This is a genomic window from Thioalkalivibrio sp. ALE10 (assembly GCF_000381385.1).
Lineage (GTDB): Bacteria > Pseudomonadota > Gammaproteobacteria > Ectothiorhodospirales > Ectothiorhodospiraceae > Thioalkalivibrio.
Window position 1 is genome coordinate 19,058 of record NZ_KB906454.1, and the last position, 23,930, is coordinate 42,987.

The 23,930-nt window shown below is 67.6% G+C and carries 21 protein-coding genes and 1 pseudogene; 4 read left to right on the top strand and 18 right to left on the bottom strand.

The annotated features are described in order from the left end of the window. Positions 1–54: 54 nt before the first annotated feature. From F788_RS0109425 to F788_RS0109500, 16 genes and pseudogenes are all read right to left on the bottom strand, one after another. On the bottom strand, positions 55–297 hold the full coding sequence (locus F788_RS0109425) for a helix-hairpin-helix domain-containing protein (RefSeq protein ID WP_051075378.1): 243 nt from the start codon (positions 295–297) through the stop codon (positions 55–57). A gap of 122 nt (positions 298–419) precedes the next feature. Next, on the bottom strand, positions 420–1,160 hold the full coding sequence (gene pyrF, locus F788_RS0109430; protein ID WP_019022074.1) for an orotidine-5'-phosphate decarboxylase: 741 nt from the start codon (positions 1,158–1,160) through the stop codon (positions 420–422). Continuing rightward, positions 1,161–2,387, bottom strand: a complete 1,227-nt coding sequence (locus F788_RS0109435) for a tetratricopeptide repeat protein (protein WP_019022075.1) — start codon at positions 2,385–2,387, stop codon at positions 1,161–1,163. Positions 2,388–2,393: 6 nt separating this feature from the next. Beyond that, positions 2,394–2,711: a lipopolysaccharide assembly LapA domain-containing protein gene (locus F788_RS0109440; RefSeq protein WP_019022076.1), complete on the bottom strand. Its 318-nt coding sequence runs from the start codon at positions 2,709–2,711 to the stop codon at positions 2,394–2,396. Positions 2,712–2,724: 13 nt separating this feature from the next. Further along, complete coding sequence (locus F788_RS0109445; RefSeq protein WP_019022077.1) at positions 2,725–3,021, bottom strand: integration host factor subunit beta; 297 nt, start codon at positions 3,019–3,021, stop codon at positions 2,725–2,727. Between the two features lie 85 nt (positions 3,022–3,106). Then, positions 3,107–4,777, bottom strand: coding sequence for a 30S ribosomal protein S1 (gene rpsA, locus F788_RS0109450; RefSeq protein WP_018869437.1), 1,671 nt, complete (start codon positions 4,775–4,777; stop codon positions 3,107–3,109). Between the two features lie 55 nt (positions 4,778–4,832). Further along, the gene (gene cmk / locus F788_RS0109455) at positions 4,833–5,558 is read right to left on the bottom strand and encodes a (d)CMP kinase (protein ID WP_019589992.1); all 726 of its coding nucleotides are present in this window, start codon (positions 5,556–5,558) and stop codon (positions 4,833–4,835) included. Next, positions 5,555–6,859 (bottom strand): 3-phosphoshikimate 1-carboxyvinyltransferase, encoded by a 1,305-nt coding sequence (aroA, locus tag F788_RS0109460; RefSeq protein WP_019589993.1) that lies wholly within the window; start codon positions 6,857–6,859, stop codon positions 5,555–5,557. The genes cmk and aroA overlap by 4 nt, the downstream gene beginning before the upstream one ends. Before the next feature lie 4 nt (positions 6,860–6,863). Then, positions 6,864–7,745: a prephenate dehydrogenase/arogenate dehydrogenase family protein gene (locus tag F788_RS0109465; RefSeq protein ID WP_019589994.1), complete on the bottom strand. Its 882-nt coding sequence runs from the start codon at positions 7,743–7,745 to the stop codon at positions 6,864–6,866. After that, positions 7,742–8,893, bottom strand: coding sequence for a histidinol-phosphate transaminase (gene hisC, locus F788_RS0109470; RefSeq protein WP_019589995.1), 1,152 nt, complete (start codon positions 8,891–8,893; stop codon positions 7,742–7,744). Before hisC ends, F788_RS0109465 begins: the two co-directional genes overlap by 4 nt. Positions 8,894–8,902: 9 nt before the next feature. Further along, positions 8,903–9,988 carry a prephenate dehydratase gene (pheA, locus tag F788_RS0109475; protein ID WP_019589996.1) on the bottom strand — a complete coding sequence of 362 codons (1,086 nt, stop codon included), beginning with the start codon at positions 9,986–9,988 and terminating at the stop codon, positions 8,903–8,905. A 3-nt stretch (positions 9,989–9,991) separates the two neighbouring features. Next, positions 9,992–11,155, bottom strand: a complete 1,164-nt coding sequence (locus F788_RS0109480; protein WP_019589997.1) for a phosphoglycerate dehydrogenase — start codon at positions 11,153–11,155, stop codon at positions 9,992–9,994. 13 nt (positions 11,156–11,168) lie between these two features. Further along, positions 11,169–12,251, bottom strand: coding sequence for a 3-phosphoserine/phosphohydroxythreonine transaminase (serC, locus tag F788_RS0109485; RefSeq protein ID WP_019589998.1), 1,083 nt, complete (start codon positions 12,249–12,251; stop codon positions 11,169–11,171). Positions 12,252–12,372: 121 nt separating this feature from the next. After that, positions 12,373–14,896, bottom strand: a pseudogene (gene gyrA, locus F788_RS0109490) (DNA gyrase subunit A); the annotation flags it as partial. A gap of 77 nt (positions 14,897–14,973) precedes the next feature. After that, complete coding sequence (gene mtnA / locus F788_RS0109495; RefSeq protein WP_019590000.1) at positions 14,974–16,062, bottom strand: S-methyl-5-thioribose-1-phosphate isomerase; 1,089 nt, start codon at positions 16,060–16,062, stop codon at positions 14,974–14,976. Between the two features lie 312 nt (positions 16,063–16,374). Further along, complete coding sequence (locus tag F788_RS0109500) at positions 16,375–18,633, bottom strand: ComEC/Rec2 family competence protein (protein WP_019590001.1); 2,259 nt, start codon at positions 18,631–18,633, stop codon at positions 16,375–16,377. Between the two features lie 95 nt (positions 18,634–18,728). Between F788_RS0109500 and F788_RS0109505 the strand changes: the two genes are divergently transcribed. Continuing rightward, a complete protein-coding gene (locus F788_RS0109505) occupies positions 18,729–19,406 on the top strand; it encodes a DUF2062 domain-containing protein (protein WP_018869448.1) in 678 nt (225 codons plus the stop codon). Positions 19,407–19,424: 18 nt separating this feature from the next. On the opposite strand, the gene F788_RS0109510 is transcribed toward F788_RS0109505, so the two are convergent. After that, the gene (locus F788_RS0109510; protein WP_019590002.1) at positions 19,425–20,126 is read right to left on the bottom strand and encodes an ABC transporter ATP-binding protein; all 702 of its coding nucleotides are present in this window, start codon (positions 20,124–20,126) and stop codon (positions 19,425–19,427) included. Further along, the gene (locus tag F788_RS0109515; protein WP_019022089.1) at positions 20,119–21,369 is read right to left on the bottom strand and encodes a lipoprotein-releasing ABC transporter permease subunit; all 1,251 of its coding nucleotides are present in this window, start codon (positions 21,367–21,369) and stop codon (positions 20,119–20,121) included. The genes F788_RS0109510 and F788_RS0109515 overlap by 8 nt, the downstream gene beginning before the upstream one ends. A 242-nt stretch (positions 21,370–21,611) precedes the next feature. Between F788_RS0109515 and F788_RS0109520 the strand changes: the two genes are divergently transcribed. Genes F788_RS0109520 through F788_RS0109530 form a run of 3 tightly spaced genes read left to right on the top strand, consistent with a single transcriptional unit; the run spans position 21,612 to position 23,897 of the window. Next, positions 21,612–21,893 carry a hypothetical protein gene (locus F788_RS0109520; RefSeq protein ID WP_018869451.1) on the top strand — a complete coding sequence of 94 codons (282 nt, stop codon included), beginning with the start codon at positions 21,612–21,614 and terminating at the stop codon, positions 21,891–21,893. Positions 21,894–21,900: 7 nt separating this feature from the next. After that, complete coding sequence (locus F788_RS0109525; RefSeq protein WP_019590003.1) at positions 21,901–22,980, top strand: agmatine/peptidylarginine deiminase; 1,080 nt, start codon at positions 21,901–21,903, stop codon at positions 22,978–22,980. Continuing rightward, positions 22,977–23,897, top strand: a complete 921-nt coding sequence (locus F788_RS0109530) for a carbon-nitrogen hydrolase (protein ID WP_019590004.1) — start codon at positions 22,977–22,979, stop codon at positions 23,895–23,897. Before F788_RS0109525 ends, F788_RS0109530 begins: the two co-directional genes overlap by 4 nt. The last annotated feature ends 33 nt before the right edge of the window (positions 23,898–23,930 follow it).

A 23,930-nucleotide genomic window follows, 5' to 3' on the forward strand; every position in this document is an offset into this window, starting at 1 on the left:
CTCCGGGCTGCGGGGCATGGCCGCACAATGGCGGTCATGCCCCGGCCGCTCTCCCTATTCCAGTTCAATCCGATCCAGATTCATTTCCACCGTCCGTTCGCCAATGCCGGACACCTCGGTCAGGGCCTGCACGGATTCGAAATCCCCGTGTTCTTCCCGATGTTCGAGGATGGCACGCGCCGTGACCTCACCGACATTGCTCAGGGTGACCAGCTCCTCCAGCGGTGCCGAATTGACGTTGACGGGCACCTGTTCGCCGGCAGTGACCGCCGAGCCGAGGCTCAGCCCCAGCGCCATGGCGGGCAGCAACACCCGGGCGGAACGGAACATGGATACAGTACGGGTCATGGTGAACCTCCTTGTTTTTTCAATGGTGGCGAGCGCCATCTCCCGTGCGCTCACCATGGATCCTAGCCCGATCACTGCGTCGGGGAAACCCCCTGCATGCGTCCCGCGATCGTCCGCATCGCCGCGGCGGGATCCTGCGCACGGGTGATCGGCCGGCCCACCACAATGGCACTGGCGCCGGCCTCCAGGGCCCGTTCCGGCGTCATTACCCGTTTCTGGTCGTCGTCCCCGGCCGTTTCCAGGCGAATCCCGGGCGTCACCAGCCTGGGTGCCGCCCCCAGCTCCTCGCGCAGCATCGCCGCTTCGCGTGCTGAACAGACCAGCCCGTCCAGCCCCGCCTGCTCCACCGCCAGGCGCCCCAGGCGCATGACCTGGCCATCCGGGGTGTCGTGCACGCCGGTCTCCTCCAGGGTCGCCCGGTCACTGGAGGTCAGCACCGTTACGGCCAGCAGGGCCGTCCGTTCATTGACCTCGCGGACCGCGTCACGGGCCGCCCGCATCATCGCCAGGCCGCCGGAAGCGTGCAGGTTCACCAGCCACACATCCATGCGGGCCGCCGCGCGACAGGCGGCGGCAACCGTGTTGGGGATGTCGTGAAACTTGAGGTCCAGGAAAACCCGGAAGCCGAGCGCGTGCAGGCGTTCGACCAGGTCCGGTCCGGCGACCACGAACAGCTCGAAACCCACCTTCAGCGCACACTGGTGCGGGTCCAGGCCGCGGGCAAAGCCCAGCGCCTCGTCGCCGGAGGCGAAGTCCAGGGCGACGATCAGCCGCGGCTCCTGGAGGTTCGGGGTTTCCGTTACCGGGTCCATTCAGTGGTTCTCCTCGCGAATCAGCGCCGCTTCGGCGTCTTCAGTGTTCTGATCGATATCGAAATCCAGCCCCCGCAGGGTGTCCCAGCGCCGGCAGCTGGGGCATTGCCAGACATGGCCGCGGCCCTGGTAGCCGCAGTTGGTGCATTGATACAGGTGCTGACTGCGCAGCTGGTCCGACAACGCCTTCTCGAAGGCCGTAAACTCGCTTACGTAGCTCTGCACCGCGGGCAGCACCTTCATCCAGCGCACCGCCTCCAGCAGCCCCGAGGTGGGTACCGGGCGCTGGGCCAGGATGACCCCCAGCTCGTGCAGCGCCCGGTCCATGCGTCCGGTCCGTCGATACAGCCGCATCAGCGCGATCCGCGCCATGGTCACGCCGCGGGTCTCGGCGAGGTCGGTCAGTACTTGTTCCAGCGCCGCCAGACGATGCTCGCCCGGCAGGGCCTGATGCAGCTGCTCCAGCCGCGGGACCAGCAACGGTGCCAGCCGCGGCGTGCGGGCCACTGCATCACTGCCGTAATCGATGGCCTCGCGAATGCGTCCCTCGCGTTCGGCGATTTCCGATTTCAGCAGCAGGGCCCGCGACAGACCCGGTACCAGGGCTTCGGCCTGGCCTGCCCGCTCGGAGGCCTCGGCCAGGTCATTGCGTTCCAGCGCCTCGCTCGCCAGTTCGCAATGGTAATGCGCAACCCGCAGGGGTTCCTGTGGCGAGCCCTCGGCGCGCAGCCGGTTGCCGACCTCGATCGCCTTGTCCCACTCGCGCTGCGTCTCGTACACGTGCCGCAGGCCTTCCAGTGCCTCGGAGGCCTGGTTCGGCGAATTCATCAATTCGCGGAACACCCCCTCGGCCCGATCGAGCACCCCCGCCAGCAGGAAGTCCTGGCCCAGTTCGCACAGCGCCTGTGCCCGCTGGGCATCGGTCAGCGCCGGGCGCGCCACCAGGTTCTGGTGAATGCGGATCGCGCGGTCCACCTCGCCCCGCCGCCGGAACAGGCGCCCCAGGATCACATGGGTTTCAAAGGTTTCATGGTCGACCTCGACCATCTCGATGAAGGTCTGCAGGGCGTCGTCGGTACGATCGTCCAGCAGGTATCGTACGCCCTGGAGATAGCGGTCCAGCGCGGGATCGCGGGTTTCTTCCTCCTCGGGAACCCCTCGGCGCGCGGCCCACCAGCCACTGGCGGCGGCAACCGGCAACAGCAGCCAGAACCAGTCCTCAATCATTCCGGTTCAGTAGAAATCCCGCATCGGCGCGGTCCGCAGCTGTTCTACCTCGACCCGCAGCGCACGGTTCTCATCCCGTAGCCGGTCGATCTTGCGTTGCAGACGCCGCAGCCTGAGCCAGAAGATCAGGGATGCAATCAGTACACCCGCCAGGGCGCTCAGGCCCAGGAGCACGATCAAGGGGGCCTCGAGGGTGAGACCGGGGAGATGGAGGGTGGCGGCGCCCTCGTTGAACACCACCAGGATCCCGATGCCGGAGGAGATCAGGATCAGGGCCACGAATGCGACCCAGTGCCGCAGCCGGGACTTTCCGTGCTCGGCCATTCGTCGTATCCGCCTACTGGTCCTTTTGCGCGCCGGCATTGACGCGTTCCCGCAATTCCTTGCCGGGCTTGAAGTGAGGGACATATTTGCCGGGCAGGGCCACGCCCTCACCGGTCTTGGGATTCCGCCCCATGCGCGGGGGCCGGAAATGCAGCGCAAAGCTGCCGAATCCGCGAATTTCCACCCGCTCGCCACTGGCCAGTGCCTGACTCATCCGCTCCAGCAGGGCCTTGACGCTCAGTTCGACGTCGCGTGGCGGAAGGTGCGGTGATTTGCGGGCAAGATTGTCGATCAATTCCGATTTGGTCATCTGGCACTCGCAGCAAAGGGGGAGGAAAGACAAAAAAAGGCCCGCACCCGCGGTTACGACGCGGATGCGGGCGGTGGAACGGGGCTTAGTCGTTCTTGCCCATCTGTTCCTTCAGCAGGTCGCCCAGCGAGGTGGTGGCGCCGCCGCCCTGCCCGTATTCGGACACGGCTTCGGCCTCCTCGGCACGATCCTTCGCCTTGATGGACAGGCTGATTGCACGGGTCTTCTTGTCTACACCCATGAACTTGGCCTCGACCTCGTCGCCGACGTTGAGCACGGTGCGCGCGTCTTCCACACGGTCCTGCGAGATGTCGGCAGCGCGCAGGATCCCGTCGATGCCGTCGGCCAGCTCGATCACCGCGGCCTTGGCGTCCACTTCCTTGACCGTACCCTTCACGATGCTGCCCTTGCTGTGTTCCGCCACGAAATTGGCGAACGGGTCGCGGTCCAGCTGCTTCAGGCCCAGGGAGATGCGCTCGCGCTCCGGATCCACGGACAGGACCACGGCCTCGACCTCGTCACCCTTCTTGAAGTTGCGGATGGCCTCTTCGCCCGACTCGCTCCAGGACAGATCCGACAGGTGGATCAGGCCGTCGATGCCGCCTTCCAGGCCAACGAACACGCCGAAATCGGTGATCGACTTGATCTGGCCACGGACCTTCTCGCCACGGTTGTGGTTGGCGGCGAAGTCGTCCCACGGGTTGGACTGGCACTGCTTCATGCCCAGCGAGATACGGCGGCGCTCTTCGTCCAGGTCCAGGATCATCACCTCGACCTCGTCGCCGATGGCCACGACCTTGCCCGGGTTCACGTTCTTGTTGGTCCAGTCCATTTCGGAAACGTGCACCAGGCCTTCCACGCCGTCTTCGATTTCGACGAAGCAGCCGTAGTCGGTGATGTTGGTGACCTTGCCGAAGATGCGGGTGCCGGTCGGGTAACGCCGGGTGATGTTCTCCCACGGATCCTCGCCCAGCTGCTTCAGGCCCAGCGAGACACGCATGCGCTCGCGGTCGAACTTGAGCACCTTGACTTCGACTTCCTGGCCGATTTCAACGACATCGGACGGATGCTTGACGCGCTTCCAGGCCATGTCGGTGATGTGGAGCAGGCCGTCGATGCCGCCCAGATCCAGGAACGCACCGTAGTCGGTGAGGTTCTTGACGATACCCTTGACCTGCGCACCTTCCTGCAGGTTCTTGAGCAGTTCCTCGCGCTCGGCGCTGTATTCCTGCTCGACCACGGCGCGACGCGACACGACCACGTTGTTGCGACGGCGATCCAGCTTGATGAGCTTGAACTCCAGCTCCTTGCCTTCCAGATACGCGGTATCGCGCACCGGACGGACATCCACGAGTGAACCCGGCAGGAATGCACGGATGTCGCCCAGTTCGACGGTGTAGCCGCCCTTGACCTTGCCGGAGATCTTGCCGGTGACGTATTCCTCGTCTTCCATCGCCCGTTCGAGGCGATCCCAGGCCTTGGCACGCTTGGCCTTCTCGCGAGACATGCGGGTCTCGCCGAAGCCGTCTTCCGGGGTTTCCAGGGCAACTTCCACGACATCGCCCACGGCGACTTCGAGTTCCCCTTCGTCGTTCATGAACTGCTCGGTGGGGATGACTCCCTCGGACTTCAGGCCCGCGTTCACCACGACGACTTCCGGGTTCACCTCAATGACGGTGGCACTGAGGATGGCACCCGGCTGCATCTGGGTGTAGGCCATGCTCTCTTCGAGCAGTTGCGCGAAACTTTCACTCATGGATTTAAAAACCTGTTAAATTAAATGCGGTTACAGAAACTTCCTGAAACCGGTTTCAAGTGTTGTCGATCCCGCTGCCCGGGGTTTCGTCGGCAGGGGGGCGGTCTTCCGGGAGTACGTCCCGCAGGCGCTCCAGGATGAGATCGACCACGGCGACGATGTCCAGATCCGTGGTATCCAGGACCCAGGCATCCTCGGCCGGCTTGAGCGGCGCCACGCTGCGTTTGCGGTCGCGACGGTCGCGTTCTTCCATCTCTTCCCGAAGATCTTCAAGGCTAGCACTAAGTCCTTGTTCCAGCAACTGCAGTTGGCGACGCCGCGCACGTTCCTCGGCACTCGCATCGAGAAAGATCTTCAGATCCGCGTCCGGGAACACGATGGTCCCCATGTCGCGCCCGTCGGCGACCAGGCCCGGCGGCACCGCGAAATCGCGCTGGCGTTGCAGCAGTGCCTCGCGGACGGCGGGAATGGCTGCTGCACGCGAGGCGTCGTTGCCTGCCTGCTCGGTGCGCAGCTCCTCGTCCACGGGGTCGCCTTCCAGCAGGGTCGTGACCCGTGTGGCATCGCGGTCGATTTCAAAGCGCACGTCCAGCGCCTGAGCCAGAGCCGGGACGGCCGCCGCGTCGTCCGGCTCCACACCCTGCCGGCGTGCGGCCAGGCCCACCAGGCGGTACAGGGCGCCGCTGTCGAGCAGGTGCCAGCCCATGGCCGCCGCGATGCGCATGCAGACGGTACCCTTGCCTGCGCCGCCGGGACCGTCGATGGTCAGTACCGGTGTCATCGGGCCTCCAGATGCAGTCCGGTCTGCCGCGCCAGGTCGGCGAAGTCGGGGAACGACGTCGCGACGTTGCGGCAATCGTGAATGGTGACGGGCGCGTCGGCGCGCAGTGCGGCCATGGCGAAGGCCATGGCGATGCGGTGATCTCCGTGGCTCTGGATCTTGCCACCGTGGAAGCCGTCGCCCCCCTGAATGCGGATGCCGTCCGGCCGAACCTCGCAGTCGACGCCGAGGGCCGCGAGGCCGTCGGCCATCACCTGGATGCGGTCGCTTTCCTTGACGCGCAATTCTTCGGCGCCGGTCAGCACGGTCTCGCCGTGCGCACAGGCGGCGGCGATGAAGATGGCCGGGAATTCATCGATGGCCAGCGGCACCTGATCCTCCGGGATCTCGATCCCGCGCAGCTCGTGCGACAGCACCTCGATGTCGGCCACCGGCTCGCCGCTGACCTCGCGCAGATCCAGCAGACGAATATCGGCGCCCATGCGGCGGAGGATCTCGATCACACCGGTACGGGTCGGATTGACCCCGACGTGGCGGAGGATCACGTGGGAACCCGGCGCGATCGACGCCCCGACCATGAAAAAGGCGGCCGACGAGATGTCCGCGGGCACGTCCACGTCGCCACCGCGCAGGCGCCCGCCGCCGGCCACGCAAGCCGTGGCCCCGTCGCGTTCCACTTCGATGCCGAAGCCTTCCAGCATGCGTTCGGTATGATCGCGGGTTGGCGCGGGCTCGGTCACGCAGGTGCGGCCCTCGGCCCACAGGCCGGCGAGGAGCAGTGCGGACTTGACCTGGGCCGAAGCGACCTCGAGGGCGTATTGCGTGCCCTGCAGCGACTTTCCGCCCCGCACCCGCAACGGCGGGGTGCCGCCTTCGGCGGTGTCGATCTGCGCGCCCATGCGCGCCAGTGGCTCGGTGACCCGGCGCATGGGCCGACGCGACAGGGAGGTGTCGCCGGTGAGCTCGCTGTCGAACGCCTGCCCGGCGAGTACACCGCACAAAAGTCGCATGGCGGTACCCGAATTGCCCATGTCCAGCGGACCCTCGGGGGCACGCAGGCCGTGCATCCCGACCCCCTCGATGATGACCTCGCCCGGCCCTTCGCGGCGGATGGGGACACCCATCGCGCGAAATGCTTCCAGGGTGGCGAGGCAGTCTTCCCCTTCGAGGAAGCCGGTCACGTGGGTGGTGCCTTCGGCCAGCGCCCCCAGCATGATCGACCGATGCGAAATCGACTTGTCGCCGGCGACCCGCAGGGTCCCGCTGAGGACGCCGCCGGGTTGAACGGTCAGGGTATCCATCGGTTCAGGTATCCAGTTGAGCTCGGGCGGGATCACAGAAACGATCCCGCGTGGTCTTGGCGTGAGTGAATTCCTGCTCCAGGCGCTGCCCGTCGCCCTGCTCAATCGCCTGCCGCAGGGATTCGAGATCGGCCTGGTAACGTTCGATCACCTCCAGGATGGAGGGCCCGTTGGCAAGACAGATGTCGCGCCAGACGACCGGATCGCTGGAGGCAATGCGGGTGAAGTCGCGGAAACCGCCCGCCGCATAATGGAAGATCTCGTCGCGGTCGCTCATCTTCGACAGCGACGCCACCAGGGTAAAGGCCAGCACGTGCGGGAGGTGGCTGGTGGCTGCCAGCACGTGATCGTGATGCGCCGGCGTCATGAATTCGACCCGCGCGCCGGCGGTCTGCCACATCGCAGTCACGCGGTTGGTCGCCATTACGCTGGTGGCGTCGGCCGGCGTCAGGATCACCAGCCGTTCGCGGAACAGTTCGGGAAAGGCGGCCGCCACCCCGCTCTGCTCGGTGCCGGCGATCGGATGCCCGGGGACGAACTGCCGCGGAACCTCGCCGAACCCCCGCGCCAGGGCCTCCAGCACCGCCTGTTTGCTGCTGCCCACGTCGGTCAGCGGCGCATCCTCCGGCCAGACCCCGGCGAGCGATGCCGCCAGCCCTTCCATGGCCCCCAGCGGTACGGCCAGCACGCCCATGTCGGCCCCCCGGGCAGCATCGACCGGATCGGTGGTCCATTCGTCGATCACACCCAGGCGTTCGGCCTCGCGCAGATTGTCCGGATTGCGCGAACAGCCCACGACCGTCCCCACCTCCCCGGCCTCGCGCAGCGCCAGCGCCAGCGAACCGCCGATCAGGCCGACTCCGAAAATGACCAGCCGGTCGATCATGCAAGGGCCTCGCGCAGGGCGGCCAGGAATCGTTCGTTATCCTCCGCGGTCGAGACCGTGACGCGCAGATGCCGGGGCAGCCCGTAGTTTTCCACCGGCCGGGCAATGACCCCACGCCGCTGCAGGCGGTCATGTACCGCGTTGACGTCGGTGCCGGTGTCAAAGGTAATGAAATTGCCGACCGAAGGGATGACCCGCAGGCCCATGGCCCGGAGTTCGCGATCCAGCTGCACCAGGCCTTCCCGGTTGACCGCCACCGAGTGCCGGATGTGGTCGCTGTCCTCGAGCGCGGCCAGACCGGCCGCCTGAGCCACCGCGTTCACGTTGAACGGCTGACGCACGCGGTTGAGCATGTCGGCCACCGGCGCCGAACTCACGGCATAGCCCAGGCGCAGCCCCGCCAGACCCTGGATCTTGGAAAAGGTCCGGGTGACGACCACGTTGGGATAGCGATCCAGCCAGCGTGTGGCGTCCGGATAGCCGTCTTCTTCCACGTATTCGGCATACGCCTCGTCGATCACGACCACCGTCTGCGGCGGCATCGCCGCCACGAAGGCCTCCAGCGCCTGCGCATCCACCCAGGTACCGGTCGGGTTGTTCGGGTTCGCCACGAACACCACCGCGGCATCGTCATCCACCCGGGCGCGCATCGCATCCAGATCGTGCCCGAACGGCTGGCGGGCATCGTCCGCCGACACGGCCGGGACCACGCGCGCCTCGGCCCCGGTGGCCTGCGTCACCAGCGGGTACACCGCGAAGGCGTGGGCGGAAAACACCGACGCCCGCCCCGGCGCCAGCCAGGTCCGCGCGATCAGCTCCAGCACTTCGTTGGAGCCGTTGCCCAGGGTGATCTGCGCCGGGTCCACCCCATGACGCGCGGCCAGCGCCGCCTTCAGCTCGAACGCATTGCCGTCGGGGTAGACATGAGCTTCGCCCAGCACGCCCCGGGCCGCCTCCACGGCGCGCGGCGACGGGCCCAGCGGGTTTTCGTTGGAGGCGAGCTTGACCGCCTCGCTGATGCCCAGCTCGCGTTCCAGCTCGGACACCGGCTTGCCCGGCTGATACGGCTGCAGTCCCTGCACGCCGGACACGGCCCGGGTGGCCGGACCCGGCCCGGGGGCTGCGGATTCGGAAGGATTCGTTGCCATGGATGCCTCTCAGGTTGCGGCCCGGGGGTAGCTGCCCAGGATCTTCACCGTGTCGGCGGTCTCCTTCAGCTGTTCCAGGCACCCGGCGATTTCCGGGTCCTCCTGGTGTCCCAGCAGGTCGAGGAAGAACACGTAGGTCCACTGCGCACAGCGCGAGGGACGGGATTCGATGCGCGTGAGGCTGATGCCGGCCTCGGCGATCGGCTTCAGCAACGCATACAGCGAGCCCGGCCGGTTGGCCGTGCTCAGCATGATCGACGTACGGTCCGCGCCGCTGGGACGGGTGGTGGCCGTGCCGATGATCAGGAACCGGGTGGTGTTGTCGGCGCGGTCCTCCACGTGCTCCACCTGCACCGGAACCCCGTAGTGCTCCGCCGCCACGCGCGACGCAATCGCCGCCGCGGACCCATCCCCGGCCGCCAGTTCCGCCGCGCGGGCGTTGCTGGCCACCGCATGACGCTCGGCGTGTGGCAGCCAGGTATCCAGCCACTCACGGCACTGCGCCAGAGCCTGGGCATGGGCCAGTACCTGGCGGACCTCGCCGAGATCGGCACTCTGCGACAGCAGGTGATGGTGGATCGGCGTCACGACCTCGCCGCAGATCTGCAGCGACGAGTCCATGAAGCAGTCCACCGTATGCGTGACCACGCCCTCGGAACTGTTCTCGATCGGAACCACGCCGAACTGCGCCCGCCCGGTTTCCACCGCGCCGAACACGGCGTCGATGGACGCCAGCGGCGTGGTCGTGACCGCATGGCCGAAATGCTTGCGCGCGGCCAGGTGGGTGAAGGTCCCCTCCGGCCCCAGATAAGCCACCGTGAGTGGGTGTTCCAGGGCCAGACATTCGGACATGATCTCCCGGAACAGCCGGACGATCACGTCATCCGCCAGCGGCCCCGGATTTTCCTCCCGCACCCGACGCAGGATCTCGGCTTCGCGTTCCGGCCGGTAGAACACCGGCTCCTCGCCGTTGTCGCGCTTGACCCGCGCGACCGATTCCGCGCAGCGGGCCCGCTCGCTGAGCAGGGCCAGCAACTCGCCGTCGATCGCATCGATCCGCGCGCGCAGCGACGCGAGAGACTCCCCTTCGCTCACGACCTAGAGCACCCGCGCCCGCAGTACACCGTCGATGCCATATAGCGCATCCAGCGTGCTCGGACTGGGATGTCCGTCCACGTCCAGCATGGTGTAGGCGATGTCCCCGCGCGAGTCATTCATCAGATGCAGGATATTGATGTCGGATTCACCGATGACATGCGAGATCTGCGCCACACGGTCCGGCAGGTTGCGGTTGACCACTGCGATGCGCGCCTGCCCCTTGCGCTCCAGCACCAGGGTCGGCAGGTTCACCGAATTGACGACGTTGCCGTTCTCGAGATAGTCACGCAGCTGATCGGCGATCATCACCGCGCAGTTCTCTTCCGACTCGGTGGTCGACGCGCCCAGGTGCGGCAGCGTGATCACCCGCGGGTGATCCAGCAGGCCGGGGACCGGGAAATCGGTCACGTAGGCGTGCAGGTGGCCCTCGTTGAGGGCCTCGCCGGCCGCGGCGTCGTCGACGATCCCGTCGCGGGCCATGTTCAGCACCATCGCGCCGGGGTTCATCGAACGGATGCGCTCGGCATTGACCAGGTTCTGCGTGTTTTCGGTCAGGGGTACGTGAACCGTGACCGCATCCGCCCCTTCCAGCGCCGCATCCACCGAACGCGCGCGCTCGATGTCCGATGCCATCTGCCAGGCGCTCTCCACGGTGATCTTGGGGTCGAAGCCCACGACCTCCATCCCCATGGACCGGGCGGCGTTCGCCACCTTGACCCCGATCGCGCCCAGGCCGAGCACGGCCAGCCGCCGCCCCGGCAGTTCGAAGCCGCTGAAGCGCTTCTTCCCGTGTTCCACCGCCTCGGTGAAGCTCGAGTCGTCCGGGTCCAGCGACTGCACGTAACCCGCCGCGGGGACCAGGTTGCGTGCCCCCAGCAGCAGCCCCGCGATCACCAGCTCCTTGACCGCGTTGGCGTTGGCCCCGGGGGCATTGAAGACCGCGACGCCGCGCTCGGTGAGATCCTGCACGGGGATGTTGTTCACCCCGCTGCCGGCGCGCCCCACGGCCAGCACCGAATCCGGGATGGTCTCCCCGTGCAGGTCATGCGAGCGCAGCATGATCGCATCCGGGTCTTCCAGACCGGAGGCGACTTCGTAAGTTTCGCGCGGGAAGCGTTCCAGCCCCCGCAGCGCAATGTTGTTGTAGGTCTTGACGCGGTACATCACGACCTCCTTTTCAGGCGTGGCGTTCCTCGAAATCCGCCATGAATTCGATCAGGGCGTCGACGGCCTCTTCAGGCACTGCGTTGTAGATGCTCGCGCGCATGCCGCCCACCGAGCGGTGGCCCTTCAGCGAGGACAGACCGGCCGCGTCGGCTTCCTTCAGGAACGGACCGTCGAGGCTGTCGTCGGCGAGGATGAACGGCACGTTCATCCACGAACGCGCACTCGGCTCCACCGGGTTGCGATAGAACGCCGAGTTGTCGATGAAACGATAGAGCTTGTCTGCCTTGCGCTGGTTGATCTCGGCCATCTTTTCCAGCCCGCCCTGTTCCAGCAGCCATTCGAAGACCAGGCCGGCGAAATACCAGCCGAAGGTCGGCGGGGTGTTGTACATGGAGTCGTTGTCGGCCTGCAGCTTCCAGTCCAGGACGGCGGGTACCTGGCCCTTCTCGCGTTCCAGCAGGTCCTTGCGCACGATCACCACGGTCACGCCGGCCGGACCGATGTTCTTCTGGGCGCCGGCGTAGATCACGCCGAACTTCGAGACATCGATCGGACGCGACAGGATGGTGGAGGACATGTCCGCCACCAGCGGCTTGTCGCCCACGTCGGGCACCTCGTGGAATTCCACCCCGCCGATGGTCTCGTTCGGCGTGTAGTGCACGTAGGCGGCGTTCGGATCGAGTTTCCAGGTCGAACGCTCGGGGATGGACGCATAGCCCTCGGCCTGGGAACTGGCGACGATGTTCACCGGGCCGACCTTCTGCGCTTCCTTGATGGCCTTTCCGGACCAGGCGCCGGTGTCGATGTAGTCCATCGGCTGGCCGCCGGTCTGCAGGTTCATCGGGATCGCGGAGAACTGGCCGGTGGCCCCGCCCTGCAGGAACAGCACCGCGTAGTCGTCGGGGATGCCCATCAGCTTGCGCAGATCGGCTTCCGCCTTTTCAGCGACTTCCATGAAGGGTTTGCCGCGATGACTCATCTCCATCACCGACATCCCGGTACCGTGGAAGTCCAGCATCTCGTCGCGTGCCCGTTCCAGCACCGCCTGCGGCAGGGCCGCGGGGCCGGCGCTGAAGTTCCAGATTCGGCTCATTCTTCATCTCCCTTTTCGCTGGGTTCGCGGCCGCCCTGCGGCTCGTCCTCGTGCGTTTCCGGGGCGGCCGACTGTTGATTCTCCGTGTCGGCTTCCGCGTCAGTGTCGTCCTCGTCGCCGGCGAAGCGCGCCACCCGTGCCAGTTCCACCAGCTGTTCGCCGGAATCCAGACGGATCAGGCGTACGCCCTGGGTGTTGCGGCCGATCAGCGGAATCTCTTCCACCGGCATGCGTACTAGCGTGCCGCCATTGGTGATCAGCATCGCCTCGTCGTCTTCCTGCACCCGGGCGGCCCCTACCAGAGGGCCGTTGCGCCCTTCGGTCTGGATCGCGATCACGCCCTGGCCGCCGCGTCGGTGAACCGGGAACTCGTCGAAGCGGGTGCGCTTGCCGTAGCCGTTCTCGGTGGCAAACAGCGCCGCGCCTTCGTCCACGTTGAGCAGTGCGATCACCCGCTGGTCGTCGTCCATGCGCACGCCGCGCACCCCGCAGGCCGTGCGACCCATGGCGCGCACGTCGGTCTCGGAGAAGCGCACCGCCTTGCCCGCGGTGGTCACCAGCATCACGTCCTGGCTGCCGTCGGTCAGCGACACGTCCACCAGGTGGTCGCCCTCGCGCAGATCCACGGCGATGATGCCGCTGGCGCGCCGCCGCGAGAAGTCCGTCAGCGGCGTCTTCTTGACCGTGCCCTGGGCGGTGACCATGAACACGTAATGATCCGGATCGTAGCTGCGCACCGGGAGGATCGCATTGATGCGCTCGTCGGATTCGAGAGGCAACAGATTGACGATGGGCTTGCCCCTGGATGCGCGCGAGCCCTGTGGCAGCTCGTAGACCTTCAGCCAGTACACCCGGCCGCGGCTGGAGAAACACAGCACCGTATCGTGGGTGTTGGCCACCAGCAGGCGGTCGATGAAGTCCTCTTCCTTGAAGCTGGCCGCCGCCTTGCCGCGTCCGCCCCGCCGCTGTGCGCGGTAGTCCGCCACCGGCTGGTACTTCACGTAACCGGCGTGCGACAGCGTGACGACCACGTCCTCCTCGCCGATCAGATCCTCCAGCGTCAGGTTGGCCTGCTGCTCGCGGATCTCGCTCATGCGGTCGTCGCCGAAGCGCTCGGCCACGCCCAGAAGCTCGCCCCGTATCTCCTGCTGCAGGCGTTCGGGCGAGCCGAGAATGTCCAGCAGGTCCTCGATGGTATCCAGCAGCTGGCGATATTCGTCGACGATCTTGTCCTGTTCCAGACCGGTCAGGCGGTGCAGGCGCAGGTCGAGGATCGCCTGGGCCTGGGTCTCGGACAGGCGGTAGCCGTCCTCGCCCATGCCGAATTCGGCTTGCAGGTCTTCCGGGCGCGAGGCCGCGGCCCCGGCGCGGTCGAGCATCCCTTCCACCATGCCCGGCGGCCAGCTGCGCGCCAGCAGGCCGGCTTTCGCTTCGGCCGGATTGGGCGCGTTGCGGATCAGTTCGATCACCGGGTCGATGTTGGCCAGCGCGATCGCCAGCCCTTCCAGTACATGGGCCCGATCGCGTGCCTTGCGCAGATCAAAGATGGTCCGGCGGGTCACTACCTCGCGGCGGTGGCGCAGGAACGCCTCGAGGATCTGGCGCAGGTCCAGCACCTTCGGCTGGCCGTCGACCAGCGCCACCAGGTTGATGCCGAACACGTTCTGCATCTGGGTGTGCATGTACAGGTGGTTGAGCACCACCTCGCTCATCTCGCCGCGCTTGAGTTCGATGACCAGGCGCATGCCGTCCTTGTCGGACTCGTCGCGCAGCTCGGAGATGCCCTCGATGCGCTTTTCCTTGACCAGCTCGGCGATCTTCTCGGTCAGGCGCGCCTTGTTCACCTGGTACGGCAGCTCGGTGACCACGATGGCCTCGCGCTGCCCGCCTTCCAGCGGCTCCACGTGCGAACGCGCACGGATCACCGCCCGACCGCGCCCGGTGCGGTAGGCCTCGCGGATCCCCTCGACGCCGTTGATGATCCCGGCGGTGGGGAAATCCGGGCCCGGCAGGTATTCCATCAGGCCGTCGACATCGATCTCGGGGTGGTCGATCAGCGCCACGCAGGCATGGATGACCTCGCGCAGGTTGTGCGGCGGGATGTTGGTCGCCATGCCCACGGCGATCCCGGAGGAGCCGTTCACCAGCAGGTTGGGGAACTTCGCGGGCAGGACCGAGGGCTCCTGTTCGGAACCGTCGTAGTTGTCGACGAAATCGACCGTTTCCTTGTCGATGTCGGCCAGCAGCTCGGTGGCGATGCGCGCCATCCGCACTTCGGTATAGCGCATCGCGGCCGGCGAATCGCCGTCGATCGAGCCGAAGTTGCCCTGTCCGTCGGCCAGCATGTAGCGCATCGAGAACGACTGCGCCATGCGGACGATGGCGTCGTATACGGCCGAGTCGCCGTGCGGGTGGTATTTACCGATCACGTCACCGACCACGCGGGCCGATTTCTTGTACGGCTTGTTCCAGTCGTTGCCCAGTTCGCGCATGGCGTAGAGCACACGACGATGGACGGGCTTGAGGCCGTCGCGCACGTCGGGGAGTGCGCGTCCCACGATCACGCTCATCGCGTAATCGAGGTAGGACTGCTGCATCTCGTCTTCGAGATTGACCGGGAAGATTTCCTTGGCGAATTCAGCCATCGATGGGTCACGCCGTCCGTTAGAACAAGCCCGCGATCATACCATATTCCCCCGCCGGAGGCGCCCTGCCGGGGCGGTCAGGTTCCCTCGTGAACGCCCCGCGGTTCGGGGGTATCTCCGGGGTCCGGCCGCCAGGCCGCCAGGCGTTCGGCGTCGGGGTTCTCGAGCACTCCCCGCTCGGTCACGATGGCGTCGATCAGCCCGGCGGGAGTGACATCGAATGCCGGGTTGTAGGCGGCGGCCCCGGCGGCTGCCAGGGGCTGGCCCGCGAGCGTCAGTACTTCACCGGCATCGCGCTGTTCGATCGGGATGGCATCGCCGGCGGGGGTTGCATAATCGATGGTGGCGACCGGAGCGGCGACCATGAAACGCACGCCGTGCGCTCGCGCCAGCAATGCCAGCCCGTACGTACCGATCTTGTTGGCGGTGTCGCCATTGGCCGCAATGCGATCCGCGCCCACCACCACGCAGCCGACCTCGCCGCTCTGCAGCAGCCGCGCCGCGGCGCCTTCGCACAGCAGGGTCACCGGAATCCCGTCATGCACCAGCTCCCAGGCCGTAAGCCGGCTGCCCTGCATCCAGGGACGGGTCTCGTCGGCGTAGACCCCGGTGATGCGCCCGTGGTCCCAGGCGGCCCGAATCACTCCCAGCGCGGTGCCGTAGCCCCCGGTCGCCAGGGAACCGGTGTTGCAATGGGTCAGCACGGCGCGGCCCGGTTCGATCAGCGCGGCGCCATGGGCCCCGAGCTCGCGGTTGCCGGCGATGTCGGCTTCCAGCATCGCCATGGCTTCCTCGCGCGTCGCGGTCAGCGCGGCCCGGGCGCTTCCGGCGGCCGCGACCACCGCCTGCATCCGGTCCAGCGCCCAGAACAGGTTCACGGCGGTGGGTCGTGCCCCCCGCAGGGTCGCGATGTCGGCGCCCACGCGCTCGCGCCAGTCCGAGGCCTGCAGCGCCCGATGACAGGCCAGCACCACCCCGAACGCCGCGGTGATGCCGATCGCCGGTGCCCCGCGCACCACCATCTCGCGGATCGCGTCCGCCACCGCCGGGGCATCATCCAGAGCCAGGAAGGTTTCCTCCGCGGGCAGACGGCGCTGATCCAGCAGCCAAAGACGGTCGTCGGCAAAGCGGACGGGGCGAATCGTATCGGAAGCAAAATCATTCATCCGCCCAGTCTAGGGAAACTCTGATCAATGTACACACTCGCGCTCGAGTCGCTTTTGCGTGCGAACAAGGCGCGGTGACCGCCGTGCAGTCATTCTGCACAAGGGAGCCGCAACGCCGTGCGCGCTCAAAAGCGGCCGAGCCCCTTCGGGGTTGGCACCCCGGGTTCCCCGATCCTGCGTTGCGGCACTTGCCGGTAGAACCACTACCGGCTGCGCGCCACGCCTTGTCTCGGAAAACCCGGGGTGCCAACGCGAGCGTGTACATTGATCAGGGTTTCCCTGGCTTGGAGTGACATGGATTGCCTCGGTCGTTCAGGGGTGCGGCCGTTGCCAGAACCGGCGACGTTCGTTCCGCCAGCCCGCGCCCGCCTCCCAGGCGGTTCCGGCCCGCAGGCGCAGGGCCCCGTCCGTGGCCGTGGCACGCAGGTCGACGGGGCCAGGCCTGTCGGGACCGTCGGGCATCGTGCCCGCCAGCCAGCGGGTGGGTGCCCGCACCCCGGCCAGCCCCTCCCCGTTGTCGATGGCCATCGCGGGTTCGGCGGTCACCAGCAGGCGTGCCTGCAGGTCCTCGTCGGGCGTTTCGTGGCCCAGCACCGCCGCACCGAGTCCGCGCAACCCGCCGGTCAGCAACACTGCGCCGCCGGCGGTCTCGATTCGCAGCACGCAACTGGCGGCGCGCGAGGCGTCCCAGCCGGGCGGTGGGTGCAGGACGCGAAACACTACCCCGTCCCGTTGCCACTGCTGCCCGGCCCGGCAGGCCCGATAGACCGGACCGGACTCGCCGATCCGTCGGGGGTGTCGCTCGTCACGGTGCAGCACCCGCTCGACCTCCACGGCCGCGGTCAGGGCCTGCAGTGCGGCGGCGCGCGACCCGCTGTCGTCAAGCAGCCCGTCGGCCACGATGACCCGGTCGACCCGGTTTCGCTGGCGTGCCCGCAGCGCAGGCAGCAAGGCCGATTCCACGTCGCGGGCACGCCCCGGCCCGTAGACCACCACGTGGTTGCGGGTCTCCAGCAACACCACCGCCTCGTGCCCGGTATCCAGCAATTCCGCCCGCAGCTCGCCGTGGGACAGGTCCGGGCGCAGGGGCAAGCCCAGCGGCAGGGCCGCCAGCAGCACCCAGGGGGCCATCCGGCGACGTCCGGGCAGGAGCAGAAGAATTACCGCCAGGCCGGCGAGCAGGGCCGCCGCCAGCGGAACGCCCCGTTCGGCCACCGCGGCCGGCAGGTCGGCCAGGGCCTGCAGCAGCGTTACCAGCAGCCCCAGCACCGCATCGCCGAGCCACAACGGCGGGCCGCCCAGGGGCGGCCACAGCATGGCCAGTCCGGCCCCTGTCAGCAGTGCCGGGAGCACCACAAAGGAGATCAACGGGACGGCAACGATGTTGGCCAGCGGCGCGATCCACGATCCCAGCTGGAACCATGCCAGCGCCAGCGGCAGCATGGCGAGCGCCAGCAGCACCTGGATCGCCATGGCTTCGCGCAGCCCGGGGCGAGCGCGGCGCCCCTGAAGCAGGCCGAGGATCACCGCCACGGCACCAAACGAGAACCAGAAGCCCGGCGCCAGTACGCCGGGCGGGTCACGGATCAGGATGATGAGCGCTGCCAGCACCAGCGCCCGCCACGGGGCTCCGCCCCGCCCCAGCAGCAACGCAGCCAGCACCGCCAGCAGCATCAGCAGAGCGCGCTGGGTGGGGATGCTGAAACCCGCCAGCGCCGCATATCCCAGCGCGGCCAGGGCCGCCGCGGTGGCCGCCAGCACGCGGCGGGGCCAGCGTTCCCGTACGCCGGCCACATGACGCCAGAGCAGCGTGGCCAGCAGGGCTGAGAACCCCGCCACCAGGCCCACGTGCAACCCCGAGATCGCCATCAGGTGATTGGTGCCGGTCTGCAGGAAGGCGGTCCATTCGGCATCCGTCATGCCGCTGCGCTCGCCGATCACCAGCGCCTGCACCAGTCCCGGGTGGCGCAGTTCCGGAGCGGCGGCCTGCAGGCGGCCCCGGAGCGTGGCGCGCTGTCGGTGCAGGGCTCCGCGCAGGGCCCCCGGGGCCGTGTCATCGACCGCATGACGCAGGTCAGCGGCCGAGACGTTCAGGCGACCATGGAGGCCTGAGCGATAGAACCACGCCTCACGGTCGAAGCCGGCACGATTGGCACGGCCCTGCGGTGGATAGAGGCGCCCCTTCAGGCGCAGCACGTCCCCGGCCCCGACATCCGCCCGCGGGGGGTAGACCGAGACCTCCAGCCGGCGCGGTGGGTCGCCATGCGTCGCCAGATGGAATCGCGAGCTCCGTTCGCCGTGGCGCGGCAGGTCCACGACCCGGCCACTCAGCGTGGACTCCGGTTCGACCTGCGTCACCACCCGGTCCAGCCAGGTCGTGGCATGAACGGTTCCCAGCAGCAGCCCCGCGAGGCTCCCCGCCAGGACCGCGGACAGTGCCACCGGACGGCGCGTTATCATGGAAGCGACCAGAGTGGTGGCGAGCGCCACGAAGATCCACGGTGGCGGCAGGGCCGGCAGCTGGTGCACCAGCCACAGAACGGCCACAAAACCCGCGGCGAAGGGAATCATGTCCGCCCCGGCATTGTCCGCGGGGCATCCACGGGGTAGGGTCCACCTGCCCCAGGCGGTGACGCGCAAGGCCGGCAGGAGTCGAACCCGAGACCATGGCCCGACACATCATCAAGAAGCTGTTCCCCGGCATGGACCGCCTGCGGGGACACCGTGCGCTGGCCCCGCTGGGGCCCCGCCTGCGCTCGCCGGATCTGTGGCATCTCAACCGCCGCTCCGTGGCCGGTGCTTTTGCCGTGGGGCTGTTCGTGGCCTTCCTGCCACTCCCGATGCAGATGCTGATCGCGGGTGCGATCGCCATTCTGGCCCGGGTCAACCTGCCCATCTCGGTCATCCTGGTGTGGATTTCCAACCCGGTGACCATGCCCCCAATGTTGTATACGGCCTATACCGTGGGCCGCAAGCTCCTGGGCGAAGAACGGCGCGAATTCAGCACCGAGATCACCTGGGAATGGTTCGCCACCGAGATGCTGACGGTATGGAAGCCGTTGACGACCGGGTCACTGGTACTGGGCGCGGTGGCAGGCCTGGCCGGCTATCTGCTGGTGCGAGGTCTCTGGCGCCTGAACGTGATCCAGCGCGTGCGCCATCGGCGCTATCTCGCACGCCAGCGGCGCGAGCGCGAGGCCGAGCTGCGCGAGGTCTTCTCCCGCACCCCGGTGGATCCGGAAGCCCCGCGGGAATCACGCGAGACGAAGGCCGCCGAACCGGAAGCGGACTCCCGGGCTTCCGGCACTCGTTCCGACGGCGACGACCATTCGCGCCCGCATTGACCCGGCGTACCGCCGTGCTCAGTCGCCGTTGCCCTGCAGGTGTCCCTTGACCAGGTGAACCGAACGGTCCATCTGCGCGGCCAGCGTGGTGTCGTGGGTCACCAGGGCCAGCGCCGTGCCCGTGGCGCGGTTCATTTCCCGCAGCAGCGCGAACACGTGCTGTGCCCGTTCCTGGTCGAGATTGCCGGTGGGCTCGTCCGCGAGGATCGCCGAGGGTCGTGTCACCAGCGCCCGGGCAATGGCGACGCGCTGCCGCTCGCCACCGGAAAGCTCCGCGGGCTTGTGCTCCGCACGATCACCCAGGTCCACCTGTTCCAGCCAGTGCAGCGCCTCGCGACGTGCCTGCGGCCCCGAGGTTCGGCGGATCAGCAGCGGCATGGCGACATTTTCCGCCGCCGTCAGCTCGGGCAGGAGATGGTGGAACTGGTACACGAAGCCCAGATGGCGGTTGCGCAGGCGCCCGCGACGGGCCTCGCTCATCCCGGACCAGGGCGTGCCCAGCAGCCGGACTTCGCCGGCGGTCGGACGGTCCAGGCCGCCGAGCAGATGCAGGAGCGTGCTCTTGCCGCTGCCGGAGGCGCCGATGATTGCCACCAGCGCGCCGGGCTCCAGGGCGAAATCCACCCCGCCGAGCACGGTCACGTCCAACTTGCCGTCGCGAAAGCGGCGCTCCAGACCCCGCGCCTCCAGCACCGTTGCATGCACGTCGTGATCAGTCATGGCGCAGCGCCTCCGCCGGCTGAGTCCGTGCCGCGCGCCAGGCCGGGAACAGGGTCGCCAGCACGGTCAGCAGGAACGCCACCCCGCCCACGCGCAGCACATCCGCCGGATCCAGTTCCGATGGCAGATCGCTGATGTAATAGACATCGGCGGACAGGAATTCGACCCCGGTCACCTGCTCGATGAACGGCACGACCACGTCGATGTTGAGCGCCAGCGCAACACCCGCCGCCGTCCCCAGAAGGATCCCGAACAGACCGATCACCATCCCCTGAACCACGAATACCGCCATGATGCCGGAGGGTGGCATCCCGAGGGTGCGCAGGATCGCGATATCGCCCTGTTTGTCGGTGACCAGCATGATCAGCGTGGACACGATGTTGAAGGCCGCCACGGCGACGATCAGCGACAGGATGATGAACATCACCATCTTCTCGATCTGGATCGCCCGGAACAGATTCGCATGCTGCCGGGTCCAGTCGGAGATGAAATAGGCGCCGTTGAGTTCGCGCGTCAGGTCCTGAGCGATCCGGCCCGCCTGCATCATGTCGTCCACGCGCAGGCGCAGCCCGGATACGTCCTCGCCGGTGCGGAACACCGCGCGGGCGTCGTCCAGATGGATGAAGGCCGTACCCCGGTCGTATTCATACATGCCGACCTCGAACAGCCCGACCACCTCGAAGCGCCGCATGCGCGGCATCACCCCGGCGGGAGACACGCTCGCCTGCGGGGCCATCAGGATCAGCGATTCACCCACCCGCACCTGCAGTTCCGCGGCCAGCTCGCGGCCCAGGATGATGCGGTAGGCGCCGCCTTCGAGCTGTTCCAGCGCCCCCTCCTCCATGTGCTCGCCGATCGGCGCCACTTCCAGCTCCAGTGCCGGATCCACACCCCGGATCATGCCGCCGGAAATCCGGTTGCGTGCACTCAGCATGGCCTCGCGCTGGACGTAGGGGGCCGCGGCCTGCACGCGTTCGTCGGCGGCGAGCACGCGCTCCTTCACGCTTTCCCAGTCCGCCAGGGCCCGTCGGCTCTCCTCCAGTGTGGCGTGCGACGCCATGCCGAGGATCCGCTCGCGCAGCTCCTTCTCGAAGCCGTTCATCACCGACAGCACCGTGATCAGCGCCATCACGCCCAGGATCAGGCCAAGGATCGAGACCACGGAGATGAACGAAATAAAGTGATTGCGACGTTTGGCGCGCGTGTAGCGCAGGCCGATCGCAACGGACAGGGGTCGGAACATTCGGCAAGAATGCCAGAACTGCGAACGTCCGCCCATCCCCCGAGGAAACAATGATCGATGTACACGCTCGCGCAGGGCACCCCGGGTTTTCCGGGGCAAGGCGCGGATGCACAAAATCCCGTATTCCCCTACTATAAGTGCGAGCCAGCCCGGTCCGACCCCGGGACCCACATCCAGACGGAGACATGGCCATGCCAGGGAAACGCGTTGCCTCCCGATCCCCGATCCACCGTGCGTCCGGAGTGCTTGTCGCCCTCCTTCTCGCCGGCGGCGCGGGGCTTGCCGGAACCGCCCAGGCCGACATCCTGCGGCTCGAGGACGGTTCGTTCACCATCAAGGAACGCGAGAGCGTGCCAACTCGCGGGCAGACCAAGGAAACGGTACGCGGCCGTTACGGCGAGCCGGCAACCCGGCACCCGACCGTGGGCGAGCCACCGATCACCCGCTGGGACTACGACAGTTTTTCGGTGGTGTTCGAGGATCGCTGGGTGATCCACACCATCGTGCACGGCAACGACGACTGACGCCGCCTTGGAAACCGGACACGAAAATATCCGCCGGCTGCCGGCGGAATGGGAGCCGCATGCGGGTATTCAGCTGACCTGGCCGCATGCGGACAGCGACTGGGCCGACAGCCTGGAGGAGGTCGAGCCGGTGTTCGCCCGACTTGCGGCCACCATCAGCCAGTACGAACCGGTCCTGATCGTGGCCCGCGATCCCGAACATATCGAGTCGTTTTCCGGGCTGCTGGTGGAAGCCGGTATCCGCAGCGACCGTCTGTGGTTCGCGCTCGCCGATTCCAACGACACCTGGGCGCGCGATCACGGCCCGATCACGGTGTATCACCAGGGCCGGCCACATCTGCTGGACTTCACCTTCAATGGCTGGGGCGGCAAATATCCGGCCGACCGGGACGATGCGATCACCGCCGCGCTCGCCGCGCAGGGGGTCTTCGGCACCAGCCCGGTGGAAGATGTCCCCCTGGTGCTGGAGGGGGGCAGCATCGAGAGTGACGGTCAGGGCACCCTGCTGGTGACCCGCTCCTGCCTGCGCCACGCCGGTCGCAATCCGGAGCTCGACGATGCAACCATCGAGGCCGCGTTGCGCCAGCACCTGGGCGCCCGGCGGATCCTCTGGCTGGAGCACGGCCATCTGGAAGGCGATGACACCGATGGCCACATCGACACCCTGGCGCGCTTCTGCGCCCCGGACACCATCGCTTACCAGCACTGCGACGACCCCGAAGACCCGCACTACGCGGAACTGGCGGCGATGGAGCGACAACTCGAGGCACTGCATCAGGCCTCGGGCGAGCCCTACCACCTGATCCCCCTGCCCTGGCCGCGGCCTCTGGAGCATGCCGGCCGGCGCCTGCCGGCCACCTACGCCAATTTCGTTCTGCTCAACGGCGCGGTGCTGGTGCCGGCGCACGATGATCCGGCCGATGCCGTGGCCCGCGAGCGTCTGGCCGAGGCCTTTCCCGGACGGGACATCCTGCTGCTGGACGCCCGTGCGGTACTGCGTCAGGGTGGCAGCCTGCACTGTCTGACCATGCATTATCCGCGGGGCGCCCTCGGCATCCCGGAGGAAGACGAAGCCGCCAGCGCATGACCGCCGCCCCCCGTCCCGAACGCCGGGCGCCCCTGCCGGCCGCACTGGTCCAGCACCGTGATGCCGGCAGCGTCGACGCCAACCTTCAGGCCACCGAGGACGCGGTGGCGGAGGCCGCGGCCGGTGGCGCACGGCTGGTCGTGCTGGCCGAGCTGCACACCGGCCCCTACTTCTGCCAGACCGAGGACGCCGCGACCTTTGATCGCGCCGAGCCGATCCCCGGCCCCTCCACCCGCCGCCTCGGCGAGATCGCCCGGCGCCACGGCGTGGTGCTGGTGGGGTCGCTGTTCGAGCGCCGCGCACCCGGCCTCTACCACAACACCGCGGTGGTGCTGGAAAGCGACGGGCGCCTGGTGGGCACGTACCGCAAGATGCACATCCCCGACGATCCGGGCTATTACGAGAAGTTCTACTTCGCCCCCGGCGATACCGGCTTCAGGCCGATCGATACTTCCGTCGGCCGGCTGGGCGTGCTCGTCTGCTGGGACCAGTGGTACCCCGAAGCGGCCCGGATCATGGCCCTGTCCGGGGCCGAGGTACTGATCTACCCCACGGCCATTGGCTGGGATCCGGAGGATACCCCGGACGAACGCGAACGCCAGCGCGAGGCCTGGATCACGGTTCAGCGCGGGCACGCGGTGGCCAACGGTCTGCCGCTCGTCGCGTGCAATCGCACCGGGCACGAACGCGACCCTTCGGGCGCGTCTGCCGGCGCCCATTTCTGGGGCAGCAGCTTTGTGGCCGGCCCGCAGGGCGAATTTCTCGCCCGCGCCGGCGAGCAGGCGCCCGAGGTCCTGGCGTTTACCCTGGACATCGCCCGTGTGGACACTGTCCGGCGCATGTGGCCGTTCCTGCGGGACCGGCGCATCGACGCCTACGATCCCATCCTGAAGCGCTACATCGACCCGGAATCGTAAGCGCGGAATCCGTATAATGCCGCGTCCGCCATT

Excerpts from the sequence above, each read along its gene's own strand:
- F788_RS0109425 (WP_051075378.1), bottom strand. The coding sequence starts at position 297 with ATGGCGCTGGGGCTGAGCCTCGGCTCGGCGGTCACTGCCGGCGAACAG.
- pyrF (WP_019022074.1), bottom strand. The coding sequence starts at position 1,160 with ATGGACCCGGTAACGGAAACCCCGAACCTCCAGGAGCCGCGGCTGATC.
- F788_RS0109435 (WP_019022075.1), bottom strand. The coding sequence starts at position 2,387 with ATGATTGAGGACTGGTTCTGGCTGCTGTTGCCGGTTGCCGCCGCCAGT.
- F788_RS0109440 (WP_019022076.1), bottom strand. The coding sequence starts at position 2,711 with ATGGCCGAGCACGGAAAGTCCCGGCTGCGGCACTGGGTCGCATTCGTG.
- F788_RS0109445 (WP_019022077.1), bottom strand. The coding sequence starts at position 3,021 with ATGACCAAATCGGAATTGATCGACAATCTTGCCCGCAAATCACCGCAC.
- rpsA (WP_018869437.1), bottom strand. The coding sequence starts at position 4,777 with ATGAGTGAAAGTTTCGCGCAACTGCTCGAAGAGAGCATGGCCTACACC.
- cmk (WP_019589992.1), bottom strand. The coding sequence starts at position 5,558 with ATGACACCGGTACTGACCATCGACGGTCCCGGCGGCGCAGGCAAGGGT.
- aroA (WP_019589993.1), bottom strand. The coding sequence starts at position 6,859 with ATGGATACCCTGACCGTTCAACCCGGCGGCGTCCTCAGCGGGACCCTG.
- F788_RS0109465 (WP_019589994.1), bottom strand. The coding sequence starts at position 7,745 with ATGATCGACCGGCTGGTCATTTTCGGAGTCGGCCTGATCGGCGGTTCG.
- hisC (WP_019589995.1), bottom strand. The coding sequence starts at position 8,893 with ATGGCAACGAATCCTTCCGAATCCGCAGCCCCCGGGCCGGGTCCGGCC.
- F788_RS0109480 (WP_019589997.1), bottom strand. The coding sequence starts at position 11,155 with ATGTACCGCGTCAAGACCTACAACAACATTGCGCTGCGGGGGCTGGAA.
- serC (WP_019589998.1), bottom strand. The coding sequence starts at position 12,251 with ATGAGCCGAATCTGGAACTTCAGCGCCGGCCCCGCGGCCCTGCCGCAG.
- mtnA (WP_019590000.1), bottom strand. The coding sequence starts at position 16,062 with ATGAATGATTTTGCTTCCGATACGATTCGCCCCGTCCGCTTTGCCGAC.
- F788_RS0109500 (WP_019590001.1), bottom strand. The coding sequence starts at position 18,633 with ATGATTCCCTTCGCCGCGGGTTTTGTGGCCGTTCTGTGGCTGGTGCAC.
- F788_RS0109505 (WP_018869448.1), top strand. The coding sequence starts at position 18,729 with ATGGCCCGACACATCATCAAGAAGCTGTTCCCCGGCATGGACCGCCTG.
- F788_RS0109510 (WP_019590002.1), bottom strand. The coding sequence starts at position 20,126 with ATGACTGATCACGACGTGCATGCAACGGTGCTGGAGGCGCGGGGTCTG.
- F788_RS0109515 (WP_019022089.1), bottom strand. The coding sequence starts at position 21,369 with ATGTTCCGACCCCTGTCCGTTGCGATCGGCCTGCGCTACACGCGCGCC.
- F788_RS0109530 (WP_019590004.1), top strand. The coding sequence starts at position 22,977 with ATGACCGCCGCCCCCCGTCCCGAACGCCGGGCGCCCCTGCCGGCCGCA.